This is a genomic window from Archangium gephyra (assembly GCF_049060025.1).
Lineage (GTDB): Bacteria > Myxococcota > Myxococcia > Myxococcales > Myxococcaceae > Archangium > Archangium gephyra_A.
On record NZ_JBMEQQ010000002.1, the window covers coordinates 2,521,881 to 2,545,486 of the forward strand.

21 protein-coding genes and 1 pseudogene are annotated in these 23,606 nt (G+C 71.0%); 17 read left to right on the forward strand and 5 right to left on the reverse strand.

The window, feature by feature from the left end; genetic code table 11:
• The first annotated feature begins 1 nt into the window (after position 1).
• The 9 genes and pseudogenes from ACN28I_RS10820 to ACN28I_RS10860 all read left to right on the forward strand — a co-directional run bounded on the left by ACN28I_RS10820 (position 2) and on the right by ACN28I_RS10860 (position 7,524).
• Complete coding sequence (locus ACN28I_RS10820; RefSeq protein WP_420941985.1) at positions 2-1,852, forward strand: ATP-binding protein; 1,851 nt, start codon at positions 2-4, stop codon at positions 1,850-1,852.
• Positions 1,827-2,555 carry a response regulator transcription factor gene (locus tag ACN28I_RS10825; RefSeq protein WP_420941986.1) on the forward strand — a complete coding sequence of 243 codons (729 nt, stop codon included), beginning with the start codon at positions 1,827-1,829 and terminating at the stop codon, positions 2,553-2,555. The genes ACN28I_RS10820 and ACN28I_RS10825 overlap by 26 nt, the downstream gene beginning before the upstream one ends.
• A 140-nt stretch (positions 2,556-2,695) precedes the next feature.
• On the forward strand, positions 2,696-3,445 hold the full coding sequence (locus ACN28I_RS10830) for an energy transducer TonB (RefSeq protein WP_420941987.1): 750 nt from the start codon (positions 2,696-2,698) through the stop codon (positions 3,443-3,445).
• A gap of 171 nt (positions 3,446-3,616) precedes the next feature.
• Complete coding sequence (locus ACN28I_RS10835) at positions 3,617-4,384, forward strand: hypothetical protein (RefSeq protein ID WP_420941988.1); 768 nt, start codon at positions 3,617-3,619, stop codon at positions 4,382-4,384.
• Entirely contained in the window at positions 4,366-5,046 is a 681-nt protein-coding gene (locus ACN28I_RS10840) for a cupredoxin domain-containing protein (RefSeq protein WP_420941989.1), read from the forward strand. The genes ACN28I_RS10835 and ACN28I_RS10840 overlap by 19 nt, the downstream gene beginning before the upstream one ends.
• Positions 5,036-5,407: a hypothetical protein gene (locus ACN28I_RS10845; RefSeq protein ID WP_420941990.1), complete on the forward strand. Its 372-nt coding sequence runs from the start codon at positions 5,036-5,038 to the stop codon at positions 5,405-5,407. Before ACN28I_RS10840 ends, ACN28I_RS10845 begins: the two co-directional genes overlap by 11 nt.
• A gap of 685 nt (positions 5,408-6,092) precedes the next feature.
• Positions 6,093-6,242: pseudogene (locus ACN28I_RS10850) on the forward strand (HAMP domain-containing protein); the annotation flags it as partial.
• Positions 6,243-6,414: 172 nt separating this feature from the next.
• Positions 6,415-7,164, forward strand: coding sequence for an adenylate/guanylate cyclase domain-containing protein (locus ACN28I_RS10855; RefSeq protein WP_420941991.1), 750 nt, complete (start codon positions 6,415-6,417; stop codon positions 7,162-7,164).
• A 57-nt stretch (positions 7,165-7,221) separates the two neighbouring features.
• Complete coding sequence (locus ACN28I_RS10860) at positions 7,222-7,524, forward strand: hypothetical protein (protein WP_420941992.1); 303 nt, start codon at positions 7,222-7,224, stop codon at positions 7,522-7,524.
• A gap of 9 nt (positions 7,525-7,533) precedes the next feature.
• Here ACN28I_RS10860 and ACN28I_RS10865 read toward each other — a convergent pair whose 3' ends face one another.
• Together ACN28I_RS10865 and ACN28I_RS10870 are read right to left on the reverse strand one after the other, a co-directional pair.
• A complete protein-coding gene (locus ACN28I_RS10865) occupies positions 7,534-9,195 on the reverse strand; it encodes an ABC transporter substrate-binding protein (protein ID WP_420941993.1) in 1,662 nt (553 codons plus the stop codon).
• 589 nt (positions 9,196-9,784) lie between these two features.
• Positions 9,785-10,342, reverse strand: coding sequence for an Ig-like domain-containing protein (locus ACN28I_RS10870; protein ID WP_420941994.1), 558 nt, complete (start codon positions 10,340-10,342; stop codon positions 9,785-9,787).
• A gap of 343 nt (positions 10,343-10,685) precedes the next feature.
• Between ACN28I_RS10870 and modA the strand changes: the two genes are divergently transcribed.
• The 3 genes from modA to ACN28I_RS10885 are packed head-to-tail and all read left to right on the forward strand — an operon-like array spanning position 10,686 to position 13,271.
• Positions 10,686-11,519 (forward strand): molybdate ABC transporter substrate-binding protein, encoded by an 834-nt coding sequence (modA, locus tag ACN28I_RS10875; RefSeq protein ID WP_420941995.1) that lies wholly within the window; start codon positions 10,686-10,688, stop codon positions 11,517-11,519.
• Positions 11,520-11,523: 4 nt separating this feature from the next.
• On the forward strand, positions 11,524-12,201 hold the full coding sequence (gene modB, locus ACN28I_RS10880; protein WP_420941996.1) for a molybdate ABC transporter permease subunit: 678 nt from the start codon (positions 11,524-11,526) through the stop codon (positions 12,199-12,201).
• A complete protein-coding gene (locus ACN28I_RS10885) occupies positions 12,183-13,271 on the forward strand; it encodes an ABC transporter ATP-binding protein (RefSeq protein ID WP_420941997.1) in 1,089 nt (362 codons plus the stop codon). Before modB ends, ACN28I_RS10885 begins: the two co-directional genes overlap by 19 nt.
• Positions 13,272-13,290: 19 nt before the next feature.
• On the opposite strand, the gene ACN28I_RS10890 is transcribed toward ACN28I_RS10885, so the two are convergent.
• Both ACN28I_RS10890 and ACN28I_RS10895 read right to left on the reverse strand, forming a co-directional pair.
• Positions 13,291-13,821 carry a hypothetical protein gene (locus ACN28I_RS10890; protein ID WP_420941998.1) on the reverse strand — a complete coding sequence of 177 codons (531 nt, stop codon included), beginning with the start codon at positions 13,819-13,821 and terminating at the stop codon, positions 13,291-13,293.
• Positions 13,822-13,919: 98 nt separating this feature from the next.
• Entirely contained in the window at positions 13,920-14,390 is a 471-nt protein-coding gene (locus ACN28I_RS10895; protein ID WP_420941999.1) for a peroxiredoxin, read from the reverse strand.
• Positions 14,391-14,465: 75 nt separating this feature from the next.
• On the opposite strand from ACN28I_RS10895, the gene ACN28I_RS10900 reads away from it, so the two are divergent.
• Positions 14,466-16,451 carry a VWA domain-containing protein gene (locus ACN28I_RS10900; protein ID WP_420942000.1) on the forward strand — a complete coding sequence of 662 codons (1,986 nt, stop codon included), beginning with the start codon at positions 14,466-14,468 and terminating at the stop codon, positions 16,449-16,451.
• A gap of 30 nt (positions 16,452-16,481) precedes the next feature.
• Entirely contained in the window at positions 16,482-18,533 is a 2,052-nt protein-coding gene (locus ACN28I_RS10905) for a vWA domain-containing protein (protein WP_420942001.1), read from the forward strand.
• On the opposite strand, the gene ACN28I_RS10910 is transcribed toward ACN28I_RS10905, so the two are convergent.
• Positions 18,530-19,021, reverse strand: a complete 492-nt coding sequence (locus tag ACN28I_RS10910) for a response regulator (protein WP_420942002.1) — start codon at positions 19,019-19,021, stop codon at positions 18,530-18,532. The genes ACN28I_RS10905 and ACN28I_RS10910 overlap by 4 nt on opposite strands.
• 450 nt (positions 19,022-19,471) lie before the next feature.
• Between ACN28I_RS10910 and ACN28I_RS10915 the strand changes: the two genes are divergently transcribed.
• Genes ACN28I_RS10915 through ACN28I_RS10925 form a run of 3 tightly spaced genes read left to right on the forward strand, consistent with a single transcriptional unit; the run spans position 19,472 to position 23,578 of the window.
• The gene (locus ACN28I_RS10915) at positions 19,472-20,410 is read left to right on the forward strand and encodes an efflux RND transporter periplasmic adaptor subunit (protein WP_420948618.1); all 939 of its coding nucleotides are present in this window, start codon (positions 19,472-19,474) and stop codon (positions 20,408-20,410) included.
• A 2-nt stretch (positions 20,411-20,412) separates the two neighbouring features.
• Positions 20,413-21,360, forward strand: coding sequence for an efflux RND transporter periplasmic adaptor subunit (locus tag ACN28I_RS10920; RefSeq protein ID WP_420942003.1), 948 nt, complete (start codon positions 20,413-20,415; stop codon positions 21,358-21,360).
• Entirely contained in the window at positions 21,350-23,578 is a 2,229-nt protein-coding gene (locus ACN28I_RS10925; RefSeq protein WP_420942004.1) for a peptidase domain-containing ABC transporter, read from the forward strand. The genes ACN28I_RS10920 and ACN28I_RS10925 overlap by 11 nt, the downstream gene beginning before the upstream one ends.
• Positions 23,579-23,606 lie beyond the last annotated feature (28 nt).

Consider the following 23,606-nt stretch of genomic DNA (forward strand, 5'->3'; position numbering starts at 1 on the left):
CATGCTGCGCCGGCTCCTCCCCACCCTCCTCGCACTCGGATGCGGTCTCCTCGCCCTCACCTGTGGGCTGGTGAGTCTCCAACGCATCTTCTCCCAGGAACGCGAGGATGCCCGCGCGCAGCTCCGCTCCCGCCGTGACGCGCTCGAGGAGTACGCCACCCAGGCCCTGCGGCACACGCTCGGCAAGCAACTCGAGGGCAGCCTCACCGCCCTCCACGCCGCCATGGGAGATCCGCTCGCCCCGGGCGAGGGCTTCTTCCTCAACTTCCGCGGCCGCCAGTTCCTGCCCCGCCTCACCCGCTCCGCCCGCGGCTCGCGCGCCCCCGCCCGCCGTCACTACCACGAGCTCGCCAGGGCCTTCGCCGAGGGCACTCCGGCCGACCCCTGGCGCGAGCGGCTCGTCCGGCTTCGCGCGGTGGAGGCGGCGCTCGACCGGGGCAACGCCTCCCGCGCCCATGCGCTCGCCGAGGAGCTGCTGCGCCACCACGCGGAGAATCCCCTCCCGCCCGTCCAGGAGCTTCCCTTCGTCGTCCTCCTCCTGGAGCGGCTCCAGCGCGGCGAGGCTACCCCTCCCCTCGTCCGTGCGCTGTTGCGCGAGGGGCTCCCCGAGGACTTCGGGGGCATCGAGCGCTCCGCCGGCCTCCAGCGGGATCTCCTGAACCAGCGCTGGCAGTTCACCCAGCCCGACTTCGACTTCCTGCTCGCCCACGTGGTCCGGGTCAGCACCGCGCTCGGCGAGCCCTCCGACGACTTCCGGGCGCGCGCCCGCGAGGCCGATGCCGGCATGCTCGTGGTCCCCGAGAGCCTCTCCGGCCCCACCCTCATCGGCGAGCGCTGGTACGTGGAGCAGCAGGGAGAGGTGGTGCGCGGCATCGCCGTGGACCTCGAGGCGCTCCTGCGCGACCTGGCCCGGGACATGCGCGAGCGCGGCCACTTCGGCGCGGACGGACTGGTGCGGCTGAGGGACTCCGAGGCCATGCAACCCCTCGAGTCCCTGCGGCTGGAGGTGTCCGTGCCCCAGTGGACCGCCGCCGAGAACGCCATCGAGCAGCGCTACGGGCTGAAGACGCTGCTGGTGGCCACCTGCGGCGCGCTCGCGGTGGCCATCGTGGTGATGGCGGTGGTGGCCCAGCACGGCCGCTACCGCTACGTCGAGCTCAAGAGCGACTTCGTGGCCACCGTCTCCCACGAGCTGCGCACCCCCCTGGCCTCCATCCGCCTGCTCGCCGAGACGATGGAGCGCAAGCTCTCCAAGGTGCCCGAGATGCGCGACTACCCCGAGCGCATCATCCAGGCCGCCGACGGGCTGCACTTCCTCGTCGAGAACATCCTGTCCTTCAACCGCATCGACAAGGGCCGCTGGCAGCTCAAGCCCGCCCGCGTGAAGCTGGACGAGCTGCTCGGCATGCTCCGCTCGGACCTGGTGGGCAACACCTCCGTCCCCGTCCGGCTCACCGCCGACGTGGGCGACGTGGAGCTCGAGGTGGACCCGTCCCTGCTGCGCCTGCTGCTCATCAACCTCGCCCGCAACGCGTGCGCCTACAACCGCAACAACCCCGTGGAGCTCTCCGTCCGCGCCTACCCCCACCCGGGCCATGGCTGCGTGGTGCTCTTCGGTGACAACGGCATCGGCATCCCCGAGGCCGAGTGGGAGAACGTCTTCCGCGACTTCTACCGCCTGGGCTCCCAGGGCCCCGAGGTCCACGGCAGCGGCCTGGGGCTCGCCCTGTGCCGGAAGATCATGGCCCTGCACGGGGGCCGCATCTCCATCGACAACTCCAGCCCCCAGGGCACCACCTTCACCCTGCTCTTCCCCGAACCCCGCCATGAACGCCCCGAGCAGCCCTCCTAACGCCCGCCCCTCCATCCTCGTCGTCGAGGACGACGCGAACCTGCGGATCGGCCTGCGCGACAACCTCCAGGACGAGGGGTACGAGGTGGCCGTGGCCTCCCACACCCAGGAGGCCGAGCCGCTGCTGCGCGCTCGCACCTATGACCTGCTCATCCTCGACGTGATGCTCCCGGGCGAGGACGGCTACTCCTTCTGCCGGCGGCTGCGCGCCGGCGGCGTGCAGTCCATGGTGCTGATGCTCACCGCGCGCTCGCTCGAGGACGACATCGTCCGCGGCTTCGACGCCGGGGCGCAGGACTACCTCACCAAGCCCTACCGGTTGCGCGAGCTGCTCGCCCGGGTGGGGGCCCTGGTGCGCCGGGCCGGGGGGGCGCCGCCCACCGTCATGTCCTTCGCCGGCTTCTCGCTGGACCTGGGCAAGCGCGCCCTCTCCCGGGCGGATGGGAGCGTCATCGATCTCACCCGCACCGAGTTCGATCTGCTCGCCTTCCTCCTCAAGCACCGCGACCGCGCCCTGCCCCGGGGGGAGATCCTCGACGCCGTGTGGGGCCGGGACGTCATCGTGGACCCGCGCACCGTGGACAACTTCGTCTCCAACCTGAAGAAGAAGCTCGGCTGGACGAGTGCCTCCTCCTTCACCATCCACACCATCCGGGGCGTGGGGTACCGCATGGAACTGGGGAGTGCCGCTCAGGAACGGTGACGCCCGACCACGCGGTAGAGCTGGGTGAGGGAATGGTCCAGGAGTCCATGACGAAACCATGACGAAGAGATGGCCGACCCAAGGCCACACGCCCTCCCTGACTCCGTAGGTTGATCAGTGTCAGCCAGGAGGGAGTCCAAATGTTCCAGTCGGTCATCAATCAGCCGGGATTGAGCGCGGGTCGGTTCGGGACGGGGATGTGGGTGTCGTTGATGGTTCACGCGGGCGTGTTCGCGGGCATGCTGGGCCTGTCCGGCCAGGCGGTGAAGCAGCTCGAGAACGAGCCCCCCGCGCTCGTGTTCAACGTCCCCCAGCCTCCCAAGGGCAACCCGAATCCGCCCAAGGCGGTGCTGCCCACCACTCAAAGGCCCAAGCCCAAGCCCAAGACCGAGCTGGTCCAGCCCAAGAAGATTCCGCCTCCGCCTCCGGAGTCGACGCAGACCGTCGAGGCCACTCCGCCCCCGGAGGACACCGAGCCCGAGCCCAATGATCTGCCCTACATCCCCGGCAGCGACCCCAACGGTGTCGAGTTCGGCGGCGTCGCCAACGCCGTTGCCACCTCGATGCTGCGACCCGGCCTCGGCCAGGGCACGGGCGAGGAGGTGCTCCCGTTCGGCGCCGGCATGACTCCGCCGCAGCTCGTCTCCCAGGGCGTGATGTTGCAGTACACCCACGAGGCGCTCCGGGCCCGCGTCAGCGGCGTCATCATCGCCAAGTGCACCATCACCCGCGAAGGCGACGTCGAGAAGTGCCGCATCATCAAGGGACTGCCCCACATGGACGAGGCCGTGCTCGAGTCCCTGACGAGCCGCCACTACCGCCCGGTCACCTTCCAGGGCAGGCCCGTCAGCGTGACCTACACCTTCAACGTGAAACTCAACCTGCCGTAGCGGGCCGCTCGGCAAGAGGGGCCGGCACCCCGGCCCCACGCCGTTTGCCACTCCGCTCGCACAGGCCCCGGCTCGTCGGATATGCCTGTCTCCCGGACGTCACCCCGGCCCCCGCTGGTGCGGAGGGCTCGGGGGCCACCCCCACGTGGCACACGTCCCTCGGGAGGGTAGATGAGCGCAGTCCGTCGGTTCGTGTTGCTGGGGGTCCTCGCCCTCGCCGTGCTTCCCTCACCCGCCGAGGCCGGGCGGCGCCCCTTCATCTGGGTCTACGACACGGAGATCGTCCCCAAGGGGGATGTGGAGCTCGAGCAGTGGTTGTGGGCGAAGTCCCGGGCTCCGGGACTGCCGGGGGGGGTCTCCAACTATTGGATCTGGTGGGCCCCCGTCTTCGGCCTCACCCAGCGGATGGAGCTGGCCCTCCCCTTCCAGGTGGTGGCCACCCGGGAGCAAACCCAGCTCGAGTCCTTCGACGCGGACCTGCGGCTGCGCCTCAACCCCCGGGGCGATGATGGCCCCTGGCAGCCCCTGCTGCGCGTGGCCTATCACCACACCATCCACACGCAGCAGCCCTCCCGCCTGGATGCCAACCTGGTGCAGTCCTTCGAGACGGAAGGGGGTCTGCGCCTGGTGCTCGACCTGGGCGCGCAGGTGGGCCTGCCGGCCCTGCGAGGGCAGGAGGGCCCGGTGCGGCTGCTCGGCAGCTACGCGGCGGGCGTGTCCCTCCCCCTCGTCGAGGATGAGCTGCGCGCCTCGCTCGAGGCCTTCGGGGAGATTCCCCTCCAGGGCATTCCGGGCGGGCAGCACCACTTCGTGGGCGCCGACCTGGCCTGGACGTTCGGCCGGACGTGGGTCACGCTCGGAGTCCTGGTGGGTCTCACTCCCCTCTTCCCGGAGACGCCCCAGTTCATGCCGAGGCTGATATGGGCCGTGGTGCTCTGATTCTCCTGCTGTCCCTCGCCGCTCCGCTCGCCGCCGCGCAGCCGGGCACCGTCCGCGGCGAGGTCCGCGTCACCGTCCCCGGCCCCGATGGCCGCCCCGTGCTCAAGGCGGATCGCTCCGGCGTGGTGGTGTACCTCACCGGCTACACCGAGCCGCCTCCCGCCAGCGAGCTCAACATGGCCCAGCGCAACAAGGCCTTCCAGCCCTCGGTGATGGCCGTGGTGGCCGGCCAGAAGGTGCGCTTCTCCAACAACGACGTGGTGGTGCACAACGTCTTCTCCCGCTCGCGCGCCGGGAAGTTCGACGCGGGCAAGAACCGCCCGGGCGAGAACTACACGGAGACCTTCAAGAAGACGGGCCTCATCGACATCTACTGCGACATCCACGAGCAGATGGTGGCCACGCTGGTGGTGGTGCCCAACCGGGCCTTCGCCGTCACCGGGCCGGATGGGCGCTTCGTGCTCACGGGCGTGCCTCCCGGCACCCATCCCCTCTTCGCGGTGCACCGGCGCGATGAGCGCAGTGACGTGTCGCGCGCCGAGGTCACCGTGAAGCCCGGCCAGCAGACCACTGTGACACTGGAGCTGACCGAGACGCGGGCCGACGACAAGCACCTGGACAAGCATGGCCGCCAGTACACCCCCCGCTCCGATGCCTACTGAGCCCCCGGCGCCGCGGGAGACGGGCTCGCGGACCGGAGGCCTGGGGTTGCACTCGCTCTCCGTGCGGCTCGTGGCGGCCTTCATGCTGCTCGCGGTGCTGTCGCTCGCCGTGGCGCTGGTGGTCACCCGATGGGCGGTGGCAGACGCCGCCGAGAGGAAGATCAGCGGCGACCTGGACCGCACACTGATAGCCTTCCAGCGGATCTCCCAGGCCACCCAGGAACGCATCCGCGCTGTCGCCGACGCGCACGCGAGAGATCGCACGTTCAAGGACGTGGCCCTCACCGTCAACTCCGACGACAGCGCCGCCGGGCTCGACGACGGAGATGCCGAGCCTCGAGGGCATCCAGAGCGCGCATGACGTCATCCTCTCCGCGGACACCGAGGTCTTCGGGTGGGGCGTCAAGCAAGACGACGAGCGCATCTGGGCCTTCTTCAACGTGCGCAAGCGGCTGGTCTTCACCCACGGGGATGACGAGCAGGTGGGAAGCACCGTGGACAACCTGCCCCTGCTGGACCGGGCACTGCGCGAGCGCGAGGGTTTCGCCTCCGAGCTCTGGTCCCCCGCTTATCTGCGCGGCCTGCCCTTCACCTTCGTGCCCGAGACGTACATCCGCGAGCATGAGGAGGATCTGCTGCTGGTGCACGCGCACCTGGCCACCACCTCGGGCGGAGAGAACTCCCTGGAGCAGCCGGCCCGCCGGCCCATCGGCGTGGTGCTGACGGGCCGGTGGGTGAAGGAACTGCTGCTGGAAACCCCCCTGGAGCAGGGGGCCTCGGGAGCCGCCCTCCAGGGCGCGGCCCGCTTCGCGCTGCGAGCGAAGGACGGCGCCCTGGCCACCTCCGACACGGCCGCCGCGCCGGTACTGCTGACGACATCCCCCTTCGACATCCTCGAGCCCATCAAGGTGACCATCGGCCAGGACCGCTACCTCCTGCGCCAGGACATCTTCCAGGACGTGCGGGGGACGGACATCGGCCGGGTGTTCGTCATGCGGAACCTCGACGCGGAGATCGAGCCCATCCTCACGGGCGTCCGCGACTGGATGCTGCCCACCGCGGTGGGCGTGGTGCTGCTGGCCTTCGTCCTGGCCGTGCTACTGGCACGCCGCCTCTCCGCCCCCCTGGTACAACTGGAGGCCGCCGCCCGGCGGGTGCGCCTGGGCTCGCTGGACGTGGAGGTCGCCGTCCTGGGCACGGACGAGGTGGGCCGGCTCACCGGTGCCTTCAACGAGATGGTCGCCGGCCTCCGCCAAAGAGATCAGATCCAGGGTCTCTTCAAGCGCTACCTGGATCCGCAGGTGGTGGACGAGCTGATCCGCAACCCGGAGAAGGCGGCCCCCGGCGGCGAGCGCCGCGAGCTGCACCGTGCTCTTCAGCGATCTGGTGGGCTTCACCTCGATGAGCGAGGAGATGAGCCCCGAGGCGCTCGTGGACGTGCTCAACGGCTACTTCGAACGGGCCACGGCGGTGCTCGGCCAGCATGGCGCCACGCTCGACAAGTTCATCGGCGACGCCATCATGTGTTTCTGGAACGCCCCCCTGCCCCAGGAGGACCATGCGGCGCGGGCGTGCTTCACGGCGCTGCGGCTGGTGGCGGTGGTGGAGCAACTGGCCCCGGAGCTGGAGGCCCGGGGGGTGGCCCGGTTGCACTGCCGCATCGGCCTCAACACCGGCCCCGGCGTGGTGGGCAACATCGGCTCGCGCGCGGCCCAGGACTACACCGTCATCGGCGACACGGTGAACCTCGCCTCCCGCCTGGAGGGCGCGGCCAAGGTGTACGGCACCCGCATCCTCGCCTCCGAGGAGACGGTGCGGGCCGCCCGCGGCACCGTGCTCGCCCGGGAGCTGGATCTGCTGCGAGTGAAGGGGCGCCAGTTGCCCGTGCGCGTCTACGAGTTGGTGGACGTGGCCGGGACCCCGCCCCCCGCGCACCTGGCCCCGTTCGCCGAGGGGCTCTCCCTCTACCGCGCCCGCCGCTTCGCCGAGGCCCGTGAGCGCTTCCTCTCCTCGCCGGAGGATCCACCCTCGCGCGTCTTCGCCGCCCGCTGCGAGGCCCTGAGCGCCCTGCCTCCCACCGAGGACTGGGACGGCGTGTTCTCGCTCGACACGAAGTAGCCCTGCCTTGATCTTCCGGCGTGACCGATGAGCACCTCATCGGGTCCATCTGAAGCGATGCGTCGTTCCGAGAATTTCTTCGACTCCCAGAACGCTCCCACCTCGTCCCCGACCCCCCAGCCGTACGAGGTGCAGCTCCCCGCCCACGTCCGCGCCATCCTGGAGAAGGCGCCCCGCCGCAGCCGCGCGGCCATCGAACGCAAGCTCGAGGAGGCCGCACGGCTCGCCGCGATGCGGCAATGGGTGCACGAGTCCGAGGAACAGCACCCCATCCGCCTTCAGCTCGCCGGGTACGAGGGCACCTATTCCATCGACCCCCGCAGCCGCCAGCTCACGCTCTGGGACCTCAACCGGCGGTGAGCCCGCCCCTCATGGGGACAGGGCGATCCAATCGGACACCGGGGTCACCTCCCGGGCGTCCTCGCCCGGCCGCACGATGAAGCCGCCCCGGATTCCCACCCGGCCCTGGGCGCCGAACGTGACCGGCCACGTGACGCCCGTGTCCACGTCCTGGAAGGACTCCAGCGCCGAGATGAGTCCGGCCCGGCTGACGTCCGCCCCGCTCCGCCTCAACCCCTCCACCAGCAGCCGCGCCGAGGCGTAGGCATTCATCTGCCAGGCGAGGTTCCTCGCGGCCAGTCCGTGCCGCTTCAGGAAGGAGCCGAACTCCTGGCGCCCGGGCTCGCTCCCCTCCGAGGGAGGCGATGGGTGGATGAATCGCACCCGCGCCCAGGCCTCCGCCGCGGCCGGCCCGGACGGCCCCGAGAGCAGGCCCGGTGCATAGACCGGAACGCTCCCGCTGGAGGTCCCCTGCTTCGTCAGGAGCGCCGACAGCTCCGTCCCTGTACCGGAGAACAAGACCGCCCCGGCACGCACGCCCTCCAACCACCGGGAGGCTTCCGCCGCGTCGAGCTGGCCCGGTGCGTAGGTGAAGACCTGGGGCCGTGGCCAGTCCCGGCGCTCGGCCTCGGTGCGTACACCCCGGGCCCAGGCCTCTCCGGCGTCGTTGCTCGCGTGCACCACGGCGAGCACCGGCTCCAGGCGCCTGCGCTCCCACGTGGAGTGAAGGTGCTGCACGGCCACCCGGGCCTGCAGCTCCGGACCCGGGTACACGTAGAAGATCATCCGGCCACCGTTCTCGGCGTGTGCGTCCGACAAGCCCACCGGTGCGACGAGGGGAATCTCCTCCGCCTCCAGCCGGGCATCCGACTCGCGCGGCCCCGTGCGGACGCTGCCCACCAGTGCGAACACGCCCTGGTTCAGCAACCGGCCGGTCCCGTCCGTCCCCACCACCGTCAGCGCATCGTCCTCCACCCGCAGCTCCAGCTCGCGGCCGAACACCCCGCCCTGCTGGTTCACCTCCGCGAAGACGGCGTCCAACACCGCGCGGACGTCCGCGCCCACACCGGCCAGCTTCCCGCTGAGCGGCAGCGCCGCCCCGAGCACCAGCCGCGCCTCGGACACTCCCGGATCCCGATCGTCCCCGAGCCGGTGCAGGTAGGCGAGGAGATCCGCGAGCTCCCGCTCCGGCAGCTCGAAGCGCGGCATCACCGGGCCCAGCACCCGCCCGCCAGACGAGACCCCCTCGCGGAGCGCCTCGGCGAGCGACGCGTCGTCATACGCGGGGCGCGCCCACTGGCCCGAGCCGGGAGCCGCCGCGGACACCGGGGCGAACAGCCGGGAGGCCTGGATGTTCGGAGCCACCACCCCTCCCTCGCCGGTGCCCTTGCCCCTCGGACCATGGCAGCGGGCACAGGCCGCCACCGAGCCCGTCAGCTCCACGCCCTCGGGGCCCAACCGCCCCACCACGGCCGCCCCCGAGGACATGACTCCGCGCAGGAAGAGGGCCTTGCCACGCAGCTCGGACTCGCTGAGGGGCGCTCCCCGATCCACCGCCGGAGCCGCCCGCGAGCCGAACAGCCTCCACGCCTCCCAGAGACAGAGCACCAGCACCGGAACGACGAAGATCCACCACCTCGGGCGCGGAACGTTCGTGAGCCGGCGGTTGCGGCGTCTAAAGAGTCTCATCATCGAGTTGATCCACCGCGTAGGCATGTTCAAAGGCCCAAAGCCTGTCACCCGCACGCCGCAAACACAGGCATCGGCCCCGGGCACGCCGTCACCCGGGCTCGACCGCACCGCGCCCGGGCTGGAACACTGTCGGGCCCGCGTCAAAGCGAGATTCGTGCCGCCCGTTGAACACCTGGCCTTCCCCGGAGGACCGGGTAGGCCGCCAGATTCTTTTCTCCCGGGAAAACGCGGGGTTGTCGGTTCACCTACGAACGCATGGGGCTCCGGAGGCCTTGCCTGCCCGCCTGGATGCCCTCCAGGCACGGCGGGACATCCGGGAGTTCTTTCAGCCACGCGCTGCGGAATCCGGCAAAACGTACAGATTCATGCAGTGCCATTGCGGCGCCTGAAACCGCCGCCGCGAATTCCAGAAAGGAATTCAGCCTCCCCGGCGCGGTCCCTGGCACCCCCGACTCGACAGGCTTTACCGGAGAGGGGCTTCATCGGAGGCGGGCGCTCCGGGCGCCAGGCCAACATCGATGAAGCGGAACGGACGGACAGCCACCCGAACGGCCCGGGGCACAGGAGGCGCCCCGGGGTACCGCGACCTTCAGCGCAACCGGAGCATGGCCGAGAGCACGCGCCCGCCCCACCCCTTCGCCTCACCGCCGCGCTGCGAGGACAAGTCCAGGGACTCGCCCACGGAGGGCACGGGCGGGTGGAGCTCGGTGGGCTTCGCGGAGGGAGCGTCCACCTGCACCGTGACGAACACGGTGCGCAGGTTGCCCGTGTAGTCCATCGCGCGGATGTAGAGTTCGTGGCCACCGGCCGGCACGGCCGCCGTCGCCGTGCGCCCCTTGTAGGTCTTCGACTCCAGGTCCAGCGTCAGCGGCGTCCAGGCGCCCGAGGTGGAGTCGAGCTGGTACTCCACGCTGCGCACCCCCGAGCCCGTGGGCCCATCATCTGCCTGGACCGAGATCTCCAGTTGCCCGGCGACGGTCGTTCCCGTGGCGGGCTGGAGCACCGTGACGGCCGGTGCCGACGAATACAGGCCCAGCGCGGCGGCGAGGATGTGGGCCCCCACGATGCTGACGACGCCCACGGAGGGCATCCACGTCTGCCAGAGCGAGGGGTTGTAGCTCCGCTTCTGTCGCTTGCTCGTTGCCATCGTCCTCCACCTGTAGCCAGAAGCGTGCCGAGCCCCGGACAGTCGGCCCGCCCCCGGGGACGGCTCGCACCCGCCATCCCTTTCTTTCGGGAAAACAGAGGCTTGGCGGATCTGTCCGGGCTTCAGGCGTCTTTCGGGGAGATCGGCCCGGAGCGGGCGCCCGCCGGTAGGACGGAATTTCTTTCAGCCCGCTCCACGGGCCCGGGGAAAAAACTCCACCGGCCGTGTTGCCGGGCCGACACCCTCCGCGACGCGGTGGGGCATCTTCTCGCCGCCGCCCCCACACGGACGCCGTTAAGCTGCGGACGTCATGGCCCGAGGCATCCTCCTGGGAAGGGACTGAATGAACGTCATCGTGAAGGGAGCGCTCGCCGCGGGGGCCCTGCTCGTCATCGCGGCGGGTCTGCGGGCCGGCCTGCGTGAGAACGGAGACACCGCCAGCCCCTCCCCTTCGACCGGCGCCGGGCGGAAGCAGACGCTGACCGTCGCCGCGGCCTCGGACCTGAAGTTCGCGCTGGACGAGCTGCTGGAGGAGTTCCGCGCCAGGCACCCCGGCGCCGAGGTGCAGGTCACCTACGGCTCGTCGGGCAACTTCCTGGCGCAGCTCGGCAACGGCGCGCCCTTCGACGTCTTCCTCTCCGCGGATGTGGCCTATCCGCGCAAGCTGGCCGAGCAGGGGCTGGTGGCCGGCGACGTGTTCCTCTACGCGGTGGGCCGCCTCGTGGTGTGGGTGCCGAAGGACTCGCCGCTGCCCGTGGAGCAGCGCGGCCTGGAGGCCCTGAGGGAGCCGGCCGCCCGGCGCATCGCCATCGCCAACCCCCAGCATGCCCCCTACGGCCTGGCCGCCGAGGCCGCCCTGAAGGGCCAGGGGGTGTACGACGCCGTCAAGGACAAGCTGGTGCTCGGGGAGAACATCGCGCAGACCGCGCAGTTCGTGCAGAGCGGGGCCGCCGATGCGGGCATCATCGCCCTGGCGCTCGCGCTCGCCCCGGCCATGAAGGACCAGGGCCGCGCCTGGGAGGTACCACTCGACGCGTACCCGCGCCTGGAGCAGGGCGGCGCCATCCTGAAGCACGCGAAGGAGCCAGCGCTGGCCCAGGCCTTCCGCGACCACCTGCTCGGCCCCGAGGGCACGGCGCTGCTCAAGCGCTACGGGTTCTCCCTGCCGAAGGAGTGAGACGTTGGACCAGGCCGCCCTCCTGTTGAGCCTGCGCCTCGCCGCGTGGACGACGCTCCTGCTGCTGGTGGTGGGATTGCCCATCGCCTGGTGGCTGGCCACCTCGCGCTGGCGGTGGAAGTTCCTCGTGGAGGCCGTGGTGGCGCTGCCGCTGGTGCTGCCGCCCACGGTGCTGGGCTTCTACCTGCTGCTGGCGCTCGGCCCGCGCGGCCCCCTGGGCGGGGCCTTCGAGTCGCTCTTCGGCAGCACCCTCCCCTTCAGCTTCAGCGGCCTGCTGGTGGCCTCGGTGCTCTACAGCCTGCCCTTCAGCGTCCAGCCCTTCACGGCGGCCCTGGCGGGTGTGGATCGCCGCCTCCTGGAGGCCTCGTGGTGCCTGGGCGTCTCGCGCTTCCAGACGTTCCTGCGCGTCATGCTGCCCCTGTCCGCCACCGGCATCCTCTCCGGCATGGTGCTGACCTTCGCGCACACGCTGGGGGAGTTCGGCGTGGTGCTGATGGTGGGCGGCAACCTGGAGGGCCGCACGCGCACGGCCTCCATCTCCATCTACGACTCGGTGCAGGCGCTGGACTATGCGTCGGCGGGCCGCACGTCGCTGGTGCTGCTCGTCTTCTCGTTCGTCGTGCTGGCCCTCACCTACGGGCTGCAGCGCAAGGTGTGGGCACCATGGACGGCACGCTCGTAGCCGGCCTGGAGAAGCGCTTCCCGGGAGGCCCCACCGTCCGGGCCACCCTGGAGCTGTCCGCCACCCCCGGCCGCGTCGCGGTGCTGTTCGGCCCCTCGGGCGCGGGCAAGACGACGGTGCTGCGGTGCCTCGCGGGGCTCGACAGGCCCGAGCACGGCCGCATCCTCTTCCACGGCGAGCCCTGGTGCGACACCTCGGCCCGCCTCTTCCTGCCGCCCCAGCAGCGGCGCGTGGGCTTCCTCTTCCAGGACTACGCCCTCTTCCCGCACCTCACCGCGGAGCAGAACGTCCAGTACGGGCTCGCAGCGCTGACGGCCGCGGAACGGCGCGAGCGCTCGGGCTCCCTCTTCGAGCTGCTGCACCTGAAGGGGCTGGAGGGACGCAGGCCGCGCGAGCTGTCCGGCGGGCAGCAACAGCGCGTGGCCCTGGCCCGGGCGCTCGCCATCCGCCCGCGCCTGCTGCTGCTGGACGAGCCCCTGTCCGCGTTGGATGCGCCCTCGCGCGAGCAGCTCCGGGGCGAGCTGCGGCGGCTGCTGCGGGAGCTGGGGGTGCCCACCGTGGTGGTGACGCACGACAAGCTGGAGGCGCTCGCGCTGGGGGATGACCTGGTGGCCATGGAGGGCGGCCGGGTGTGCCAGGTGGGGCCGGTGGCGGACGTGTTCAACCACCCCGCGGAGCTCGCGGTGGCGCGGATGACGGGCATCGAGACGGTGCTGCCGGGCACGGTGCTCGAGCGCGAGGCGGGGCTGGCCACCGTGGAGGTGGGCCCCCATCACCTCGTCGCCCTGGAGCCCCCGCACGAGGGCAATGCGGTATTCGTCTGCCTGCGGGCCGAGGACGTCACGCTGGGCCCGCCCGAGGCCGCGCCCACCAGCGCGCGCAACCGGCTGCCGTGCACCGTGGTGTCGCTCTCCCCCGAGGGGGCTCTGGTCCGCGTGGCGCTGGACGCGGGCTTCCCCCTGGTGGCGCGGGTGACGCGCTTCTCCACGGAGGAACTGGGGCTCGCCGAGGGCCGGGCGCTCACCGCCACCTTCAAGGCGCCCTCGGTGCGGCTCGTGCCACGTCCCTGAGCCCGCGGGCCCCGAGCGCTCAGGGTATCCCCGCCGCCCGTCTCACCGTGCTCCCCGCCAGCGCCTCGACCTCCCGCTCCGTGGAACCCTCGGCACTCCGGAAGCCCGACATCGAGAGCGAGAAGGTGGACTGTCCCGTCCTGCCATCCGTGCACCGCGCGGAGACCGTTCCGCTGAGCTTGATGACGAGCTCCGAGTAATCCACGTCCTTGCCGCCCGTTCCGCGTTCGAGCACCGCCGTGTAGGTGCAGCCGTCCGTCGTCTCGGGGGGGCACTGCGTCCTCTCGATCGAGAACGCGAGCGGCCCCGTCATCTTCGCGGCCGACGTGCACTTGAAGCCGGAGAACAACACGGAGAGGCGATCGGAGGAGGCGCTGTCGGAGGAAACGCGGACGTAATCCCTCACCCGGCTGGAGTTCGTCGAGCCGCCCGACGTCGTCTGCATCGTGCCCGTGATGGGGTAGCCCCCCACCAGGTCTTCCCGTGAATCTCCACAGGCGCAGAGAGCGAAGGTCAGCAGGACGGCGGGCAGGAAGTGCGGACGATGCATGGAGGCAACCTTTGTTGGGGTTCGCCCCCCCGTGAAGGAAAACGCGTGGATGGTTACATCGCTGGACGTGGCGAGTCCGTCCGGCGGCGCAACCTACCCTAGGCGGCTCCGGCGCCCTGGAGTTGCTTGACGATGCCCAGCGCCTCGGTGACGTGGCGCGTGGCGTTGAGCTGCGAGTTGAAGACGTGCCGGACGACGCCACTCCGGTCGATGACGTACGTCACCCGCCCCGGCAGCAGCCCGAGGGTGCTCGGCACGCCGTACTGGCGCCGCACCTTGCCGCCCTCGTCGGCCAACAGCGTGAAGGGCAACCGGTGCTTCGCCGCGAAGGCCTCGTGCGAGGACGCCGATTGCGAGCTGATGCCCACCACCTCGGCTCCCGCGTCCTTGAAGGACTCGTACGAGTCGCGGAACGAGCACGCCTCCTTCGTGCAGCCCGGCGTGTCATCCTTCGGATAGAAGTAGAGGACCACCGCCGCCTTCCGGAGCAGCTCCTTGAGCTGTACGGGGGTGCCGTCCTGCTTCGGCAGCGAGAAATCGGGGGCCTGATCGCCAGTCTTGATGCTCATCGCCCCTTGCTAACGAAGAGCCCCCACTGTTTCAACGGCAAGGCGGCGGGAGCCGCTGACGGGTAGGATGACCCCATGCGGCACCTCTCGCGTTTCCTCCCCCTCTGGGCGCTCCTCCTCCTCGCCTGGGCGCCGGGTCTGGCCGTGGCGGAAGAGCCCTCGTTTTGCGAGGACAAGGCCAGGGGGAACCGCGGCCACGAGGTGGAGCACCGGGCGGAGGCCCGGCCCGAGGGAGACCTGGTGCACTTCACCGTGCATCGCACCTTCCACAACCCCGGCCAGCGCTACACCGAGCTGGAAGCCCTCCTCGCGCTGCCCCGGGAGGGCACGGTGCATGGCCTCGCCCTCGAGTCCCAGGGGCAATGGACGGAGGGACTCCTGCTCGAGTCCTCCCAGGCGGAACGCCGCTACGAGGCCCTCCGGCGCAAAGGCACCGCCGCCCCGCGTCCGGTCGCGCTGCTGGCGTCGGAGATGGGCGCCTCGGCGCGCCTGCTGCTCTGGAACCTGCCGCCCCGGGCCTCGGTGACGGTGCGCTACGAGGTCCGCGCGCGGATCGCCTACGCCCACGGGCGGCGCTCCTTCACCTATCCCCTGCCCGAGTGCGAGCAGGACCCGCGGCCCGCGCTCACCGTGGCGCCCCCCTCCCCGGGTGAGGCGCTCCGCATCGAGCAGCGGGACTCCGAGCCCTGGAATCCCGTGCTCGAGGCCTCCTGGAAGGCGGGGACCTCGAAGGGTCTCGACGCGCGCGCCGGCCTCGCCCCCTGGGGCGCTGGAAGTCTGGGCTTCCTCCAGGTCCGGGCGGAACGGCTCTCCGAGGTACCCGCGCGGGCCCGGGTCGTCTTCGTGGTGGATGCCTCCCACAGCGTGGGTCCCCGGGGCATCTCCCGCCAACTGGCGCTCGCCGGGGAGTACCTCCAGCTCCTGCCCGATGCGACGGCCGAGGTGGTGGTGTTCCGCCGCTCCGCCGAGCGCCTCTTCGGACGCCTCATCCCCGCCTCCGAGTGGAAGACGGCCCTGGCCTCCCTTCCCGCCGCGCGGCTCGCACCTGGGAACGGCTCGCACCTGGACGAGGGGCTGAAGCTCACCCAGCAGGTGCTCGCGGAGGGCAGCGGGCCCGCACGCGTCCTTGCCCTCACGGACGGGCGGCTGCGCCGGGCCTTCGAGCCGGCCCCTCCCGCCCCCACCACCTCGGCCCCCGATGCCGCCGTGCACCTCGGGTGGATCTCCTCCCACCGCACCGGCAACGCCATCCCCCACGAGAAGCTCTCCGGACCCCTCGTCCGGGAGTCCTGCGGCATTCAGCTTCCCGCCTGGTCCAGCAGCCTGGAGTCCCTCGTGCGGCCCCTGCGCTGGGAACAGGTCCACCTCCAGGACGGCCAGGGCGCACGGCTGAAGGAGCTGCCCGCGCTCCAGGAGGGAGAGGGCTTCCAGCTCTGGCTCCCGAGTCCCCAGACGCCCCTGAGCCGGCTTGAGCTGCATGGGCGGCGCTGGGGCTGTGCCGCCTCCACGCCGGTGGAGGTGGATCCCTCGCTGTCCGCCGATCTCGGCCGCAACGCCTGGACCGCCCTGCGAGCCGAGCCGTGGAAGAAGAACGAGGACGAGCTTCCCCCCACGAAGGCGGTCGAGCTGCTCGCGAAGAACGGAGACTGGCTCTCCAATACCCGCTCGTTCCTGGCCGTGCCCCCGGGCGCGGGAGCCTCGACGGCCCGGACGCACGCGCTGCCAGACGGGGTGATGGGAGGCGTCGCCGGAGGGGTGACGGGCGGCACCATCGCCTGCCCCATGGCTTCCCAGCGGCCGTGCGAGACCCCTCCGGAGCACCAGGAGGCGCTGGAGGAAGTCCTCCAGTCGCCCTTCTCCGCCTGCCTCGGAGGCGGAGAGAACCCCTCCCTCCAGCTCCACATCGAGGCGACCGGGGAGGAGATCGTCGACGTGGCGGTGACGGGCGCGGCCTCCGAGGCCCAGGCCTCCTGCGTGCGCGAGGCCACCTGGGCCCTCCGCCTGCCCGCCTTCTGCGATGACGGTTCCGTGACGGATTACACGGTGAAACCGAGACACTGAGCCCACCGTGGGCACGGGTACGATGGCCGCATGAGTCACCTCGCGCGGCTGCTGCTGGCCTGTCTCCTCCTCGTCTCGACTCCGGGCACCGTCCTGGCGCAGCCCGAGGCGTGCTGCACCACCGGAACGGAGGAGGACGACGACTTCCCGTACGAGCAGCCCTTCCACCCCTGCCGGGAGGACGGCCGCGGCCAGGAGACGGAGCACCGCGTGGAGGCCCGGATCCACGGAGAGCTGGCCCACCTCACGGTGCACCGCACCTTCCACAACGCCAACCCGCGCTACACCGAGCTGTACGACTGGCTCGAGCTCCCCCTGGATGGCACGGTGCACGGCTTCGCCCTCGAGTCCGGAGGACAGTGGACGGAGGGCCCCCTGCTCGCGGCCTCCGAGGCCGAGCGCCGCTACGAGGCCCTGCGGAGCCCGGGAACCGCCGCGCCGGGCACGAGCGCGAGGCTCTCGGCCGCTGGAGATGGCGCGGCCCTGCACCTGTGGAACCTGCCACCGGGCGCCTCGGTGAAGGTGCGTTACGACGTCCGGATCCGCCTCGGCTACGCCGGGGGGCGCGGCACCTTCACCTATCCCCTGCCCGAGCGGGAATCCCATCCCCATGAGACGTGCCGCGAGCAGGACCCGCGGCCCGTGCTCACCGTGGCGCCCCCCTTCCCTGGCGCGGACGTCCTCGTCCAGGAGGTGTCCGGCCAGCTGCAGAGGAAGGTGCTCGAGGCCTCCTGGCCCGTGAAGCCCTTCACCGGCATCGACGCACGCGCCGGCCTCCTTCCCGGGAGCACCGGCGCGCCCGCCTTCGTCCAGCTCCGGGTGGGACGTCTGGCCGAGGCGCCCTCGCGGGCCCGGGTCGTCTTCGTGGTGGATGCCTCCCACAGCGTGGGCCCCGACGGCATCGCCCAGCAGCTCACCTTCGCCGGGGAGTACCTCCAGCTCCTGCCGGATTCGGCGGCAGAGGTGGTGGTGTTCCGCCGCTCCGCCGAGCGCCTCTTCGGACGCCTCATCCCCGCCTCCGAGTGGAAGACGGCCCTGGCCTCCGTTCCCGCCGCGCGGCTCGCACCCGGGAACGGCTCCCACCTGGACGAGGGGCTGAAGCTCGCCCAGCAGGTGCTCCTGGAGGGCAGCGGGCCCGTGCGCCTCATCGCCTTCTCGGACGGACTGCTCCGCCGGACCTTCGAGCCGCTCCCCGCCTCTCCCACCACCTCGGCCCCCGATGCCGCCGTGCACCTGCGGTGGCTCTACACCCGCGTCGACAAGGCCCCCAGGCACCCGCGGCTCTCCGAGCCCCTCATCCAACAGTCCTGCGGCCTCCAACTGCCGCCCTACCGGTCCTCCGTGGAATCCCTCGTGAGGCCCATGGCGTGGGAACAGGTCCGGCTCGAGGATGAACGGGGCACCCGGCTGATGGAGCGCGCGGAGCTCCTCGAGGGCCAGGGCGTTCAACGCTGGCTCCCGGGCCTCCAGACGTCTCCCGGCCGGCTCGTGCTGCGCGGGCAGCGGTGGGGATGCCCCGTCTCCCTCCCGGTGGAGCTCGATGCCGCGATCACCGCCGATCTCGGCCGCAATGCCCACGGCTGGCACGCCACCCGGTACGGCATCCTGAGCGCGGAGCAGCGGCCTCCGGCCCCGGAAGCCGTCGAGCTGCTCGCGAAGAACGGGGACTGGCTCTCCCCCACGCGCTCGTTCCTGGCGAGCCCCCCTGGCGCGGGGCCGTCGTCCGTCCAGACGTACGCGCTGCCGGAGCAGAGACAGGGAGAGCCCCTCGGCATGGGGGTGCTCAGCGGTTCGCTCTGCGGGCCCGTGCCCCGGGAGGCCCGGGAAGACGCTCCGAGGTTCAGCAAGGCGCTGAAGCGGCTGCTCCGGCCCGCCGTCGCCGCGTGCGTGGGAGGAGGACGCCAGCCCGCCCTCCAGGTCCGCCTGGAAACCACCGGGGATGAGATCGCCGACGTGGAGGTGAGGGGAGCCACCTCCGAGACGCAGGCCACCTGTGTGCGCGAGGCCACCTGGGCGCTCCGCCTGCCCACCCTCTTCGATGATGGGTTCGCGGAGACCTACACCCTCACACCCCTGCCCTAGACGCTCGTCTGGCGCGAGGTGATCAGGGACACGGCGGCGGTGCGCAGATCCTCCAGATCCGCGGAGTGATCCAGGATCCACGCACCGCGGATGCGGGCCATGCGCTCGCGCAGGCGGGGATTCAGGAAGGCGCTATAAAGGATGACGGGCAGGTGCGGGTTGCTGGCGCACAGCCGCTCGAGCGCCGCGAGACCGGCGTCCCCCAGCATCCGCGCGTTGCAGAGGATCAGCTCCGGCATCTGCATCCGCCCGGAGAAGAGCTCCTCGGAGATCACCTGGACGGCGTCCCGCGAGTCCTCGACCACCCCGATCTCGAAACGCTCCTGCACGAGCATGTCGCACATGAGCTGGCGGCGATCCTTGAGGTTCTCGATCAGCAACACCTGACCGTGAAACACCACCGGACGCTTCCGGGACTCACCCCGGAACATGGACCGGCCCGCCCTCGACGACTCCCCCTGCTGGCTCACCACCGCACTGGCTTGCATGACGACCCTTCCCCTGATGCGCGACCGGCCGCTTTTTGAGCAGGAACCGTGCCGCCGCCCCGTGTTGCCGCGCCATAGCACGGCTTCATCCGGAATGACTAAGCATCCCCGACAAGTCTGACCAGTCCGTGTGGCGGGGAGAACCGCCACATGTGGCTTTCCGCCACAAGGCCGTGGAACAGCCGCGACAGACCCACAAGACCCCGGGTCGGTGGAGGGGAAGGATTCTCGGGAGCCGAGACGGGAGCGGGACCATTCCCAGGAGCCGGGAAGAAAGAGCGAGGGGTGAGGCCCCGCGGAGCCCCGGCCATCCCAGGTGAGCATGCGAGCGGGCCCGGAGCCCCGCCTCCCGTCCCTGCACGCTGACACGTCACAAACACCGCCTGACGCGTCATCCCGATTGGGACCTGCCATCGGGAGAAACACGGGATGCGTCGTTGGGTGCGGATGATGGCAGTGGGAGGGGCACTGGCTTGTCTGGGGAGCGTGGGGGCTGCGGCGCCCGCTCTCGCGACCCCTGGCCCGACCGGGAACGGCCCACCACCCGCCCAGGGGGTGGTTGGTGGTGCCGCTTCCCGGACGGGGACCGAGGAGCCCTTCCTCGGCGTCATCATTCCCCATGAGACGGTGAACGTGAGCACCCGCTTCGACTCGCGGCTGGAGAAGCTCGAGGTGGAGGTGGGTGAGCGTGTCCGCGAGGGACAGGTGCTCGCGAGGCTGGACACGCGCTCGCTGAGCCAGGACCTGGCCGCGGCCGAGGCCAGCCTCCAGGGCTCGCGCGCCGAGGAGCAGGCGGCCCGCCTGGCCCTCTCCGAGGCCCGCGCGAAGAGGGCCCGCTACTTCACCCCGCGCTCCCTGGAGCTGGGCGTCTATTCCCAGGAGGAGCTGGACAGGGTGCGCTACGAGGAGAGCACCGCCAATGCCCGCCTGCAGGCCGCCCGCGCGCAGACACTCCAGCGGCGCGCCGAGGCCACCGAGCTGCGGCAGAACCTCGATGACGCCACGCTCGTGGCTCCGTTCGATGGCGTGGTGGCCGCGAAGCTCACCAGCCCCGGGGCGCGGCTGGGCGCGGGGCAGCCGGTGCTCAAGCTGCTGGGCACGGGCGGTTGGAAGGTGCGCTTCGCCGTTCCCGAGGACGCGGCGCGGCGCCTCCAGCCGGGCGGCCCCGTGGAGGTGAAGGCGATCCAGCATGACCTCGCGCTCGGCGGCACGGTGGAGAGCGTGGCGCCCGAGGTGGACTCCGCGGCCCGGCTCGTCTTCGCCACCGCCACCTTCAATCAGCCACCACCCTCCGAGGTCTCCACGGGCATGGTCGTCCACGTCCGGCCGGGACCCTCGCAACAGATAGGTGGGCGGGGCACCGGCGGCTCCGCGGGGGCGACGCCTTGAGCATGGAAGCCACGCAACGGCCTCGCATCTTCCGCGAGGAGGCCCTGCGCCATCACGAGGGAGCCCAGGAAGACGGAGACGTCCTCCGCATCTCCCCCAAGTGGACCCGCTGGACGTACTGGGTGCTGATCGCCCTGGTCGTCTGCGCCGCCCTCTATTCGGTGCTCGGCACCATCCCCGAATACGCCTCGGGCCCGGCGATGGTGAAGGTCGAGGGCCGCAGCGATCTCACCACCCAGTTGCCGGGCATCGTCGCCTCGGTGGAGGTGAAGCCCGGACAACGGGTGGAGGCCGGACAGCCGCTGGTGAGCTTCCTCTCCCAGGACGAGACGGCCTCCCTGGAGCGGATTCAGCGCGAGTTCGAGCTGCAGCTCGTCCGCGTGTTGCAAGACCCGGCGGACGAGGCCGCGCGCCAGGCCCTCACGTCGCTGCGCGCCGAGCGCGAGCTGGCCGAGGCCCGTCAGCAGGCCCGGACGCTGAGGGCGCCGCACGCCGGAGTGGTGGGCACCCTGCGCGTGCGCCAGGGCCAGTTCGTCAACCCGGGAGAGAACGTGGTGTCCGTGGTGGGAGATGACGTGCACGTGACGTTGGTGGCGCTGCTGCCCGGCGGCTACCGGCCGAGGCTCGAGCCGGGCAAGCCGCTGCGCGTGGAGCTCAACGGCTTCACCCACGAATACCAGACGTTCACCATCGAGTCGGTGGGAGATCAGATCATCGGTCCCACCGAGGTCCGCCGCTACCTCGGCGCGGACACGGGTGATGCGGTGGAGCTCGAGGGCCCCATGGTGCTGGTCCGGGCACGAATCGACGCGCCCACCTTCACCCTCAAGGGAAAGACCTACAACTACTTCGACGGAATGCTGGCCCAGGCCGACGCGCGCGTGCGCAAGGAGCGCATCCTCGTCACGCTGATTCCGGGCTTGAAGGGAGCACTGGGACATGAGGACTGACGCCGTCCGGCATCCGGGGCTCACCGAGCGGTTCCCCGCCTTCCGCAACCTCCAGGTGAGGGGCCGCGAGCGCCGCATTCCGCTGGTGCGCCAGTTGTCGGAGATCGAGTGCGGCGCGGCCTGCCTGGCCATGGTGCTCGGCTACCACGGCAAGCCGATGCGCCTGGAGGAGGTCCGCCAGTCGATGGGCGCGGCACGCGATGGGGTGTCGGCGCTGGACATCCTGCGCGCGGCCCGCACCTTCGGGCTGCGAGGGCGCGGCGTCTCGGTGGACGACGAGGCGTTGCACTACCTGCCCACGGGCACCATCCTCCACTGGCGGTTCTCGCACTTCGTCGTCTTCGAGAAGCTGGGACGGGACGGCGTGCACCTGCTGGATCCGGGACACGGCCGGCGCAAGGTATCCCTGGAGCGCTTCCGCCAGTCCTTCACCGGCGTGGCCCTGCTGCTGGAGCCGGGCGAGAACTTCGAGACGGGCAAGAAGCCCCGGGCCCGCTCGGCCGCGAGGTACGCGCTGCAGGTGCTCCAGCAGTCGCACGTCCTGCAACGCATCATCGTCGTCTCGCTCATCCTGCAGCTCTTCGCGCTGGCGGTGCCGGCATTGACGGGGCTGATCATCGACCGGGTGGTGCCGCGAGGGGACAGGGAGCTGCTGCTGGTGGTGGGCCTGGGCTTCATCTCGCTGGCGGGCTTCCAGCTCCTCACTTCGCTCATCCGGAGCCACCTGCTGCTCGAGCTGCGCACGCGCCTGGACTCGAACATGACGCTGGGCTTCCTGGAGCACCTGGTGGGGCTCTCCTACGCCTTCTTCCAGGTGCGCGCGGCGGGAGACCTGATGCAGCGGCTCAACAGCAACGCCACGGTGCGGGAGATCCTCTCCTCCAGCACGCTGTCCGCGCTGCTCGATGGGGCGCTGGTGGTCCTCTACCTCGGGCTGCTGTTCCTGATCAGCCCGATCATGGCGCTCATCGTGCTGGGGCTGGGCAGCCTGCAGATCCTCATCCTGCTGCTCTCCACGAGGCGCCAGCGCGCGCTGATGTCGGAGAACCTGGAGGTGGAGGCGAAGAACCAGAGCTACCAGATCGAGATGCTCACGGGCATCCAGACGCTGAAGGCGTTCGGCGTGGAGCACCAGGCGGTGCAGCGTTTCTCGGAGAGCTTCGTCAACGTGCTCAACGTATCGGTGAAGCGGGGCCGGCTGACGGCGTGGGTGGACGCGCTCACCGGGACGCTGCGGCTGGTGGCGCCCCTGGTGCTGCTCACCTGCGGCGCCCTGCTGGTGCTGAAGGGAAACATGTCGCTGGGAACGATGATGGGGCTCAACGCGCTGGCCGGGGCCCTGCTGGTGCCACTGGGCAACCTGGTGACGACGGGCAGCCAGCTCCAACTGCTGCGCAGCTACATCGAGCGCATCGACGACGTGCTGGACACCCCGCCCGAGAGGGATGCATCCAAACCGGGCCGTCAGGTGAAGCTGCAGGGAGGCATCGAGCTGGACCGGGTGTCCTTCCGCTACGCGTCCACGTCACCGCTGGTGGTGCAGGACGTGTCGGTGCGCATCGAGCCCGGCCAGTCGGTGGCGATCGTGGGCCGCTCGGGCGCGGGGAAGACGACGCTGGCCAACCTGTTGCTCGGCCTGTACCTGCCCACCTCCGGGCGCGTGCTCTTCGATGGAGAGGACCTGACGGAGCTGGACCTGCACTCGGTGCGCGGCCAGATGGGGGTGGTGCCCCAGGAGCCGACGTTCTTCAGCTCCACGCTGCGCGGCAACATCGCCATCACCGACCCGACGGCCCCGCTGGAGCCCGTCATCGAAGCAGCCCGGCTGGCGCAGCTCCATGACGACGTGATGAACATGCCCATGGGCTACGACACGCCGCTGGTGGACCGGGGCGCATCGCTGTCAGGAGGGCAGCGGCAGCGTCTGGCATTGGCGCGGGCGCTGATGCAGCAGCCGGCGGTGCTGCTGCTGGACGAGGCCACCAGCTCCCTGGACGCCATCACCGAGGCGCGGGTGCAACAATCGCTGGCATCGCTCCGGTGCACGCGCGTCATCATCGCCCACCGGCTGAGCACGGTGGTGGACGCGGACCTCATCCTGGTCATGGATGAGGGCCACCTGGTGGAGGCGGGAAAGCACCAGGAGCTGCTGCTGCGCGGAGGCATCTACGCGGAGCTGGTGCGAGCGCAGATGCGCAGCGGCGGCCGGGTGGAGTGAGCCCCCCCTGTCGCGCGTCACCAATGCC

Coding starts and splice junctions, on each gene's coding strand:
- ACN28I_RS10840 (WP_420941989.1), top strand. CDS start 4,366: ATGGGCCGTGGTGCTCTGATTCTCCTGCTGTCCCTCGCCGCTCCGCTC.
- ACN28I_RS10830 (WP_420941987.1), top strand. CDS start 2,696: ATGTTCCAGTCGGTCATCAATCAGCCGGGATTGAGCGCGGGTCGGTTC.
- ACN28I_RS10920 (WP_420942003.1), top strand. CDS start 20,413: ATGGAAGCCACGCAACGGCCTCGCATCTTCCGCGAGGAGGCCCTGCGC.
- ACN28I_RS10915 (WP_420948618.1), top strand. CDS start 19,472: ATGGCAGTGGGAGGGGCACTGGCTTGTCTGGGGAGCGTGGGGGCTGCG.
- ACN28I_RS10820 (WP_420941985.1), top strand. CDS start 2: ATGCTGCGCCGGCTCCTCCCCACCCTCCTCGCACTCGGATGCGGTCTC.
- modA (WP_420941995.1), top strand. CDS start 10,686: ATGAACGTCATCGTGAAGGGAGCGCTCGCCGCGGGGGCCCTGCTCGTC.
- ACN28I_RS10910 (WP_420942002.1), bottom strand. CDS start 19,021: ATGCAAGCCAGTGCGGTGGTGAGCCAGCAGGGGGAGTCGTCGAGGGCG.
- ACN28I_RS10900 (WP_420942000.1), top strand. CDS start 14,466: ATGCGGCACCTCTCGCGTTTCCTCCCCCTCTGGGCGCTCCTCCTCCTC.
- ACN28I_RS10835 (WP_420941988.1), top strand. CDS start 3,617: ATGAGCGCAGTCCGTCGGTTCGTGTTGCTGGGGGTCCTCGCCCTCGCC.
- ACN28I_RS10895 (WP_420941999.1), bottom strand. CDS start 14,390: ATGAGCATCAAGACTGGCGATCAGGCCCCCGATTTCTCGCTGCCGAAG.
- ACN28I_RS10845 (WP_420941990.1), top strand. CDS start 5,036: ATGCCTACTGAGCCCCCGGCGCCGCGGGAGACGGGCTCGCGGACCGGA.
- ACN28I_RS10890 (WP_420941998.1), bottom strand. CDS start 13,821: ATGCATCGTCCGCACTTCCTGCCCGCCGTCCTGCTGACCTTCGCTCTC.
- ACN28I_RS10905 (WP_420942001.1), top strand. CDS start 16,482: ATGAGTCACCTCGCGCGGCTGCTGCTGGCCTGTCTCCTCCTCGTCTCG.
- ACN28I_RS10865 (WP_420941993.1), bottom strand. CDS start 9,195: ATGATGAGACTCTTTAGACGCCGCAACCGCCGGCTCACGAACGTTCCG.
- ACN28I_RS10885 (WP_420941997.1), top strand. CDS start 12,183: ATGGACGGCACGCTCGTAGCCGGCCTGGAGAAGCGCTTCCCGGGAGGC.
- ACN28I_RS10870 (WP_420941994.1), bottom strand. CDS start 10,342: ATGGCAACGAGCAAGCGACAGAAGCGGAGCTACAACCCCTCGCTCTGG.
- ACN28I_RS10925 (WP_420942004.1), top strand. CDS start 21,350: ATGAGGACTGACGCCGTCCGGCATCCGGGGCTCACCGAGCGGTTCCCC.
- ACN28I_RS10825 (WP_420941986.1), top strand. CDS start 1,827: ATGAACGCCCCGAGCAGCCCTCCTAACGCCCGCCCCTCCATCCTCGTC.
- ACN28I_RS10860 (WP_420941992.1), top strand. CDS start 7,222: ATGCGTCGTTCCGAGAATTTCTTCGACTCCCAGAACGCTCCCACCTCG.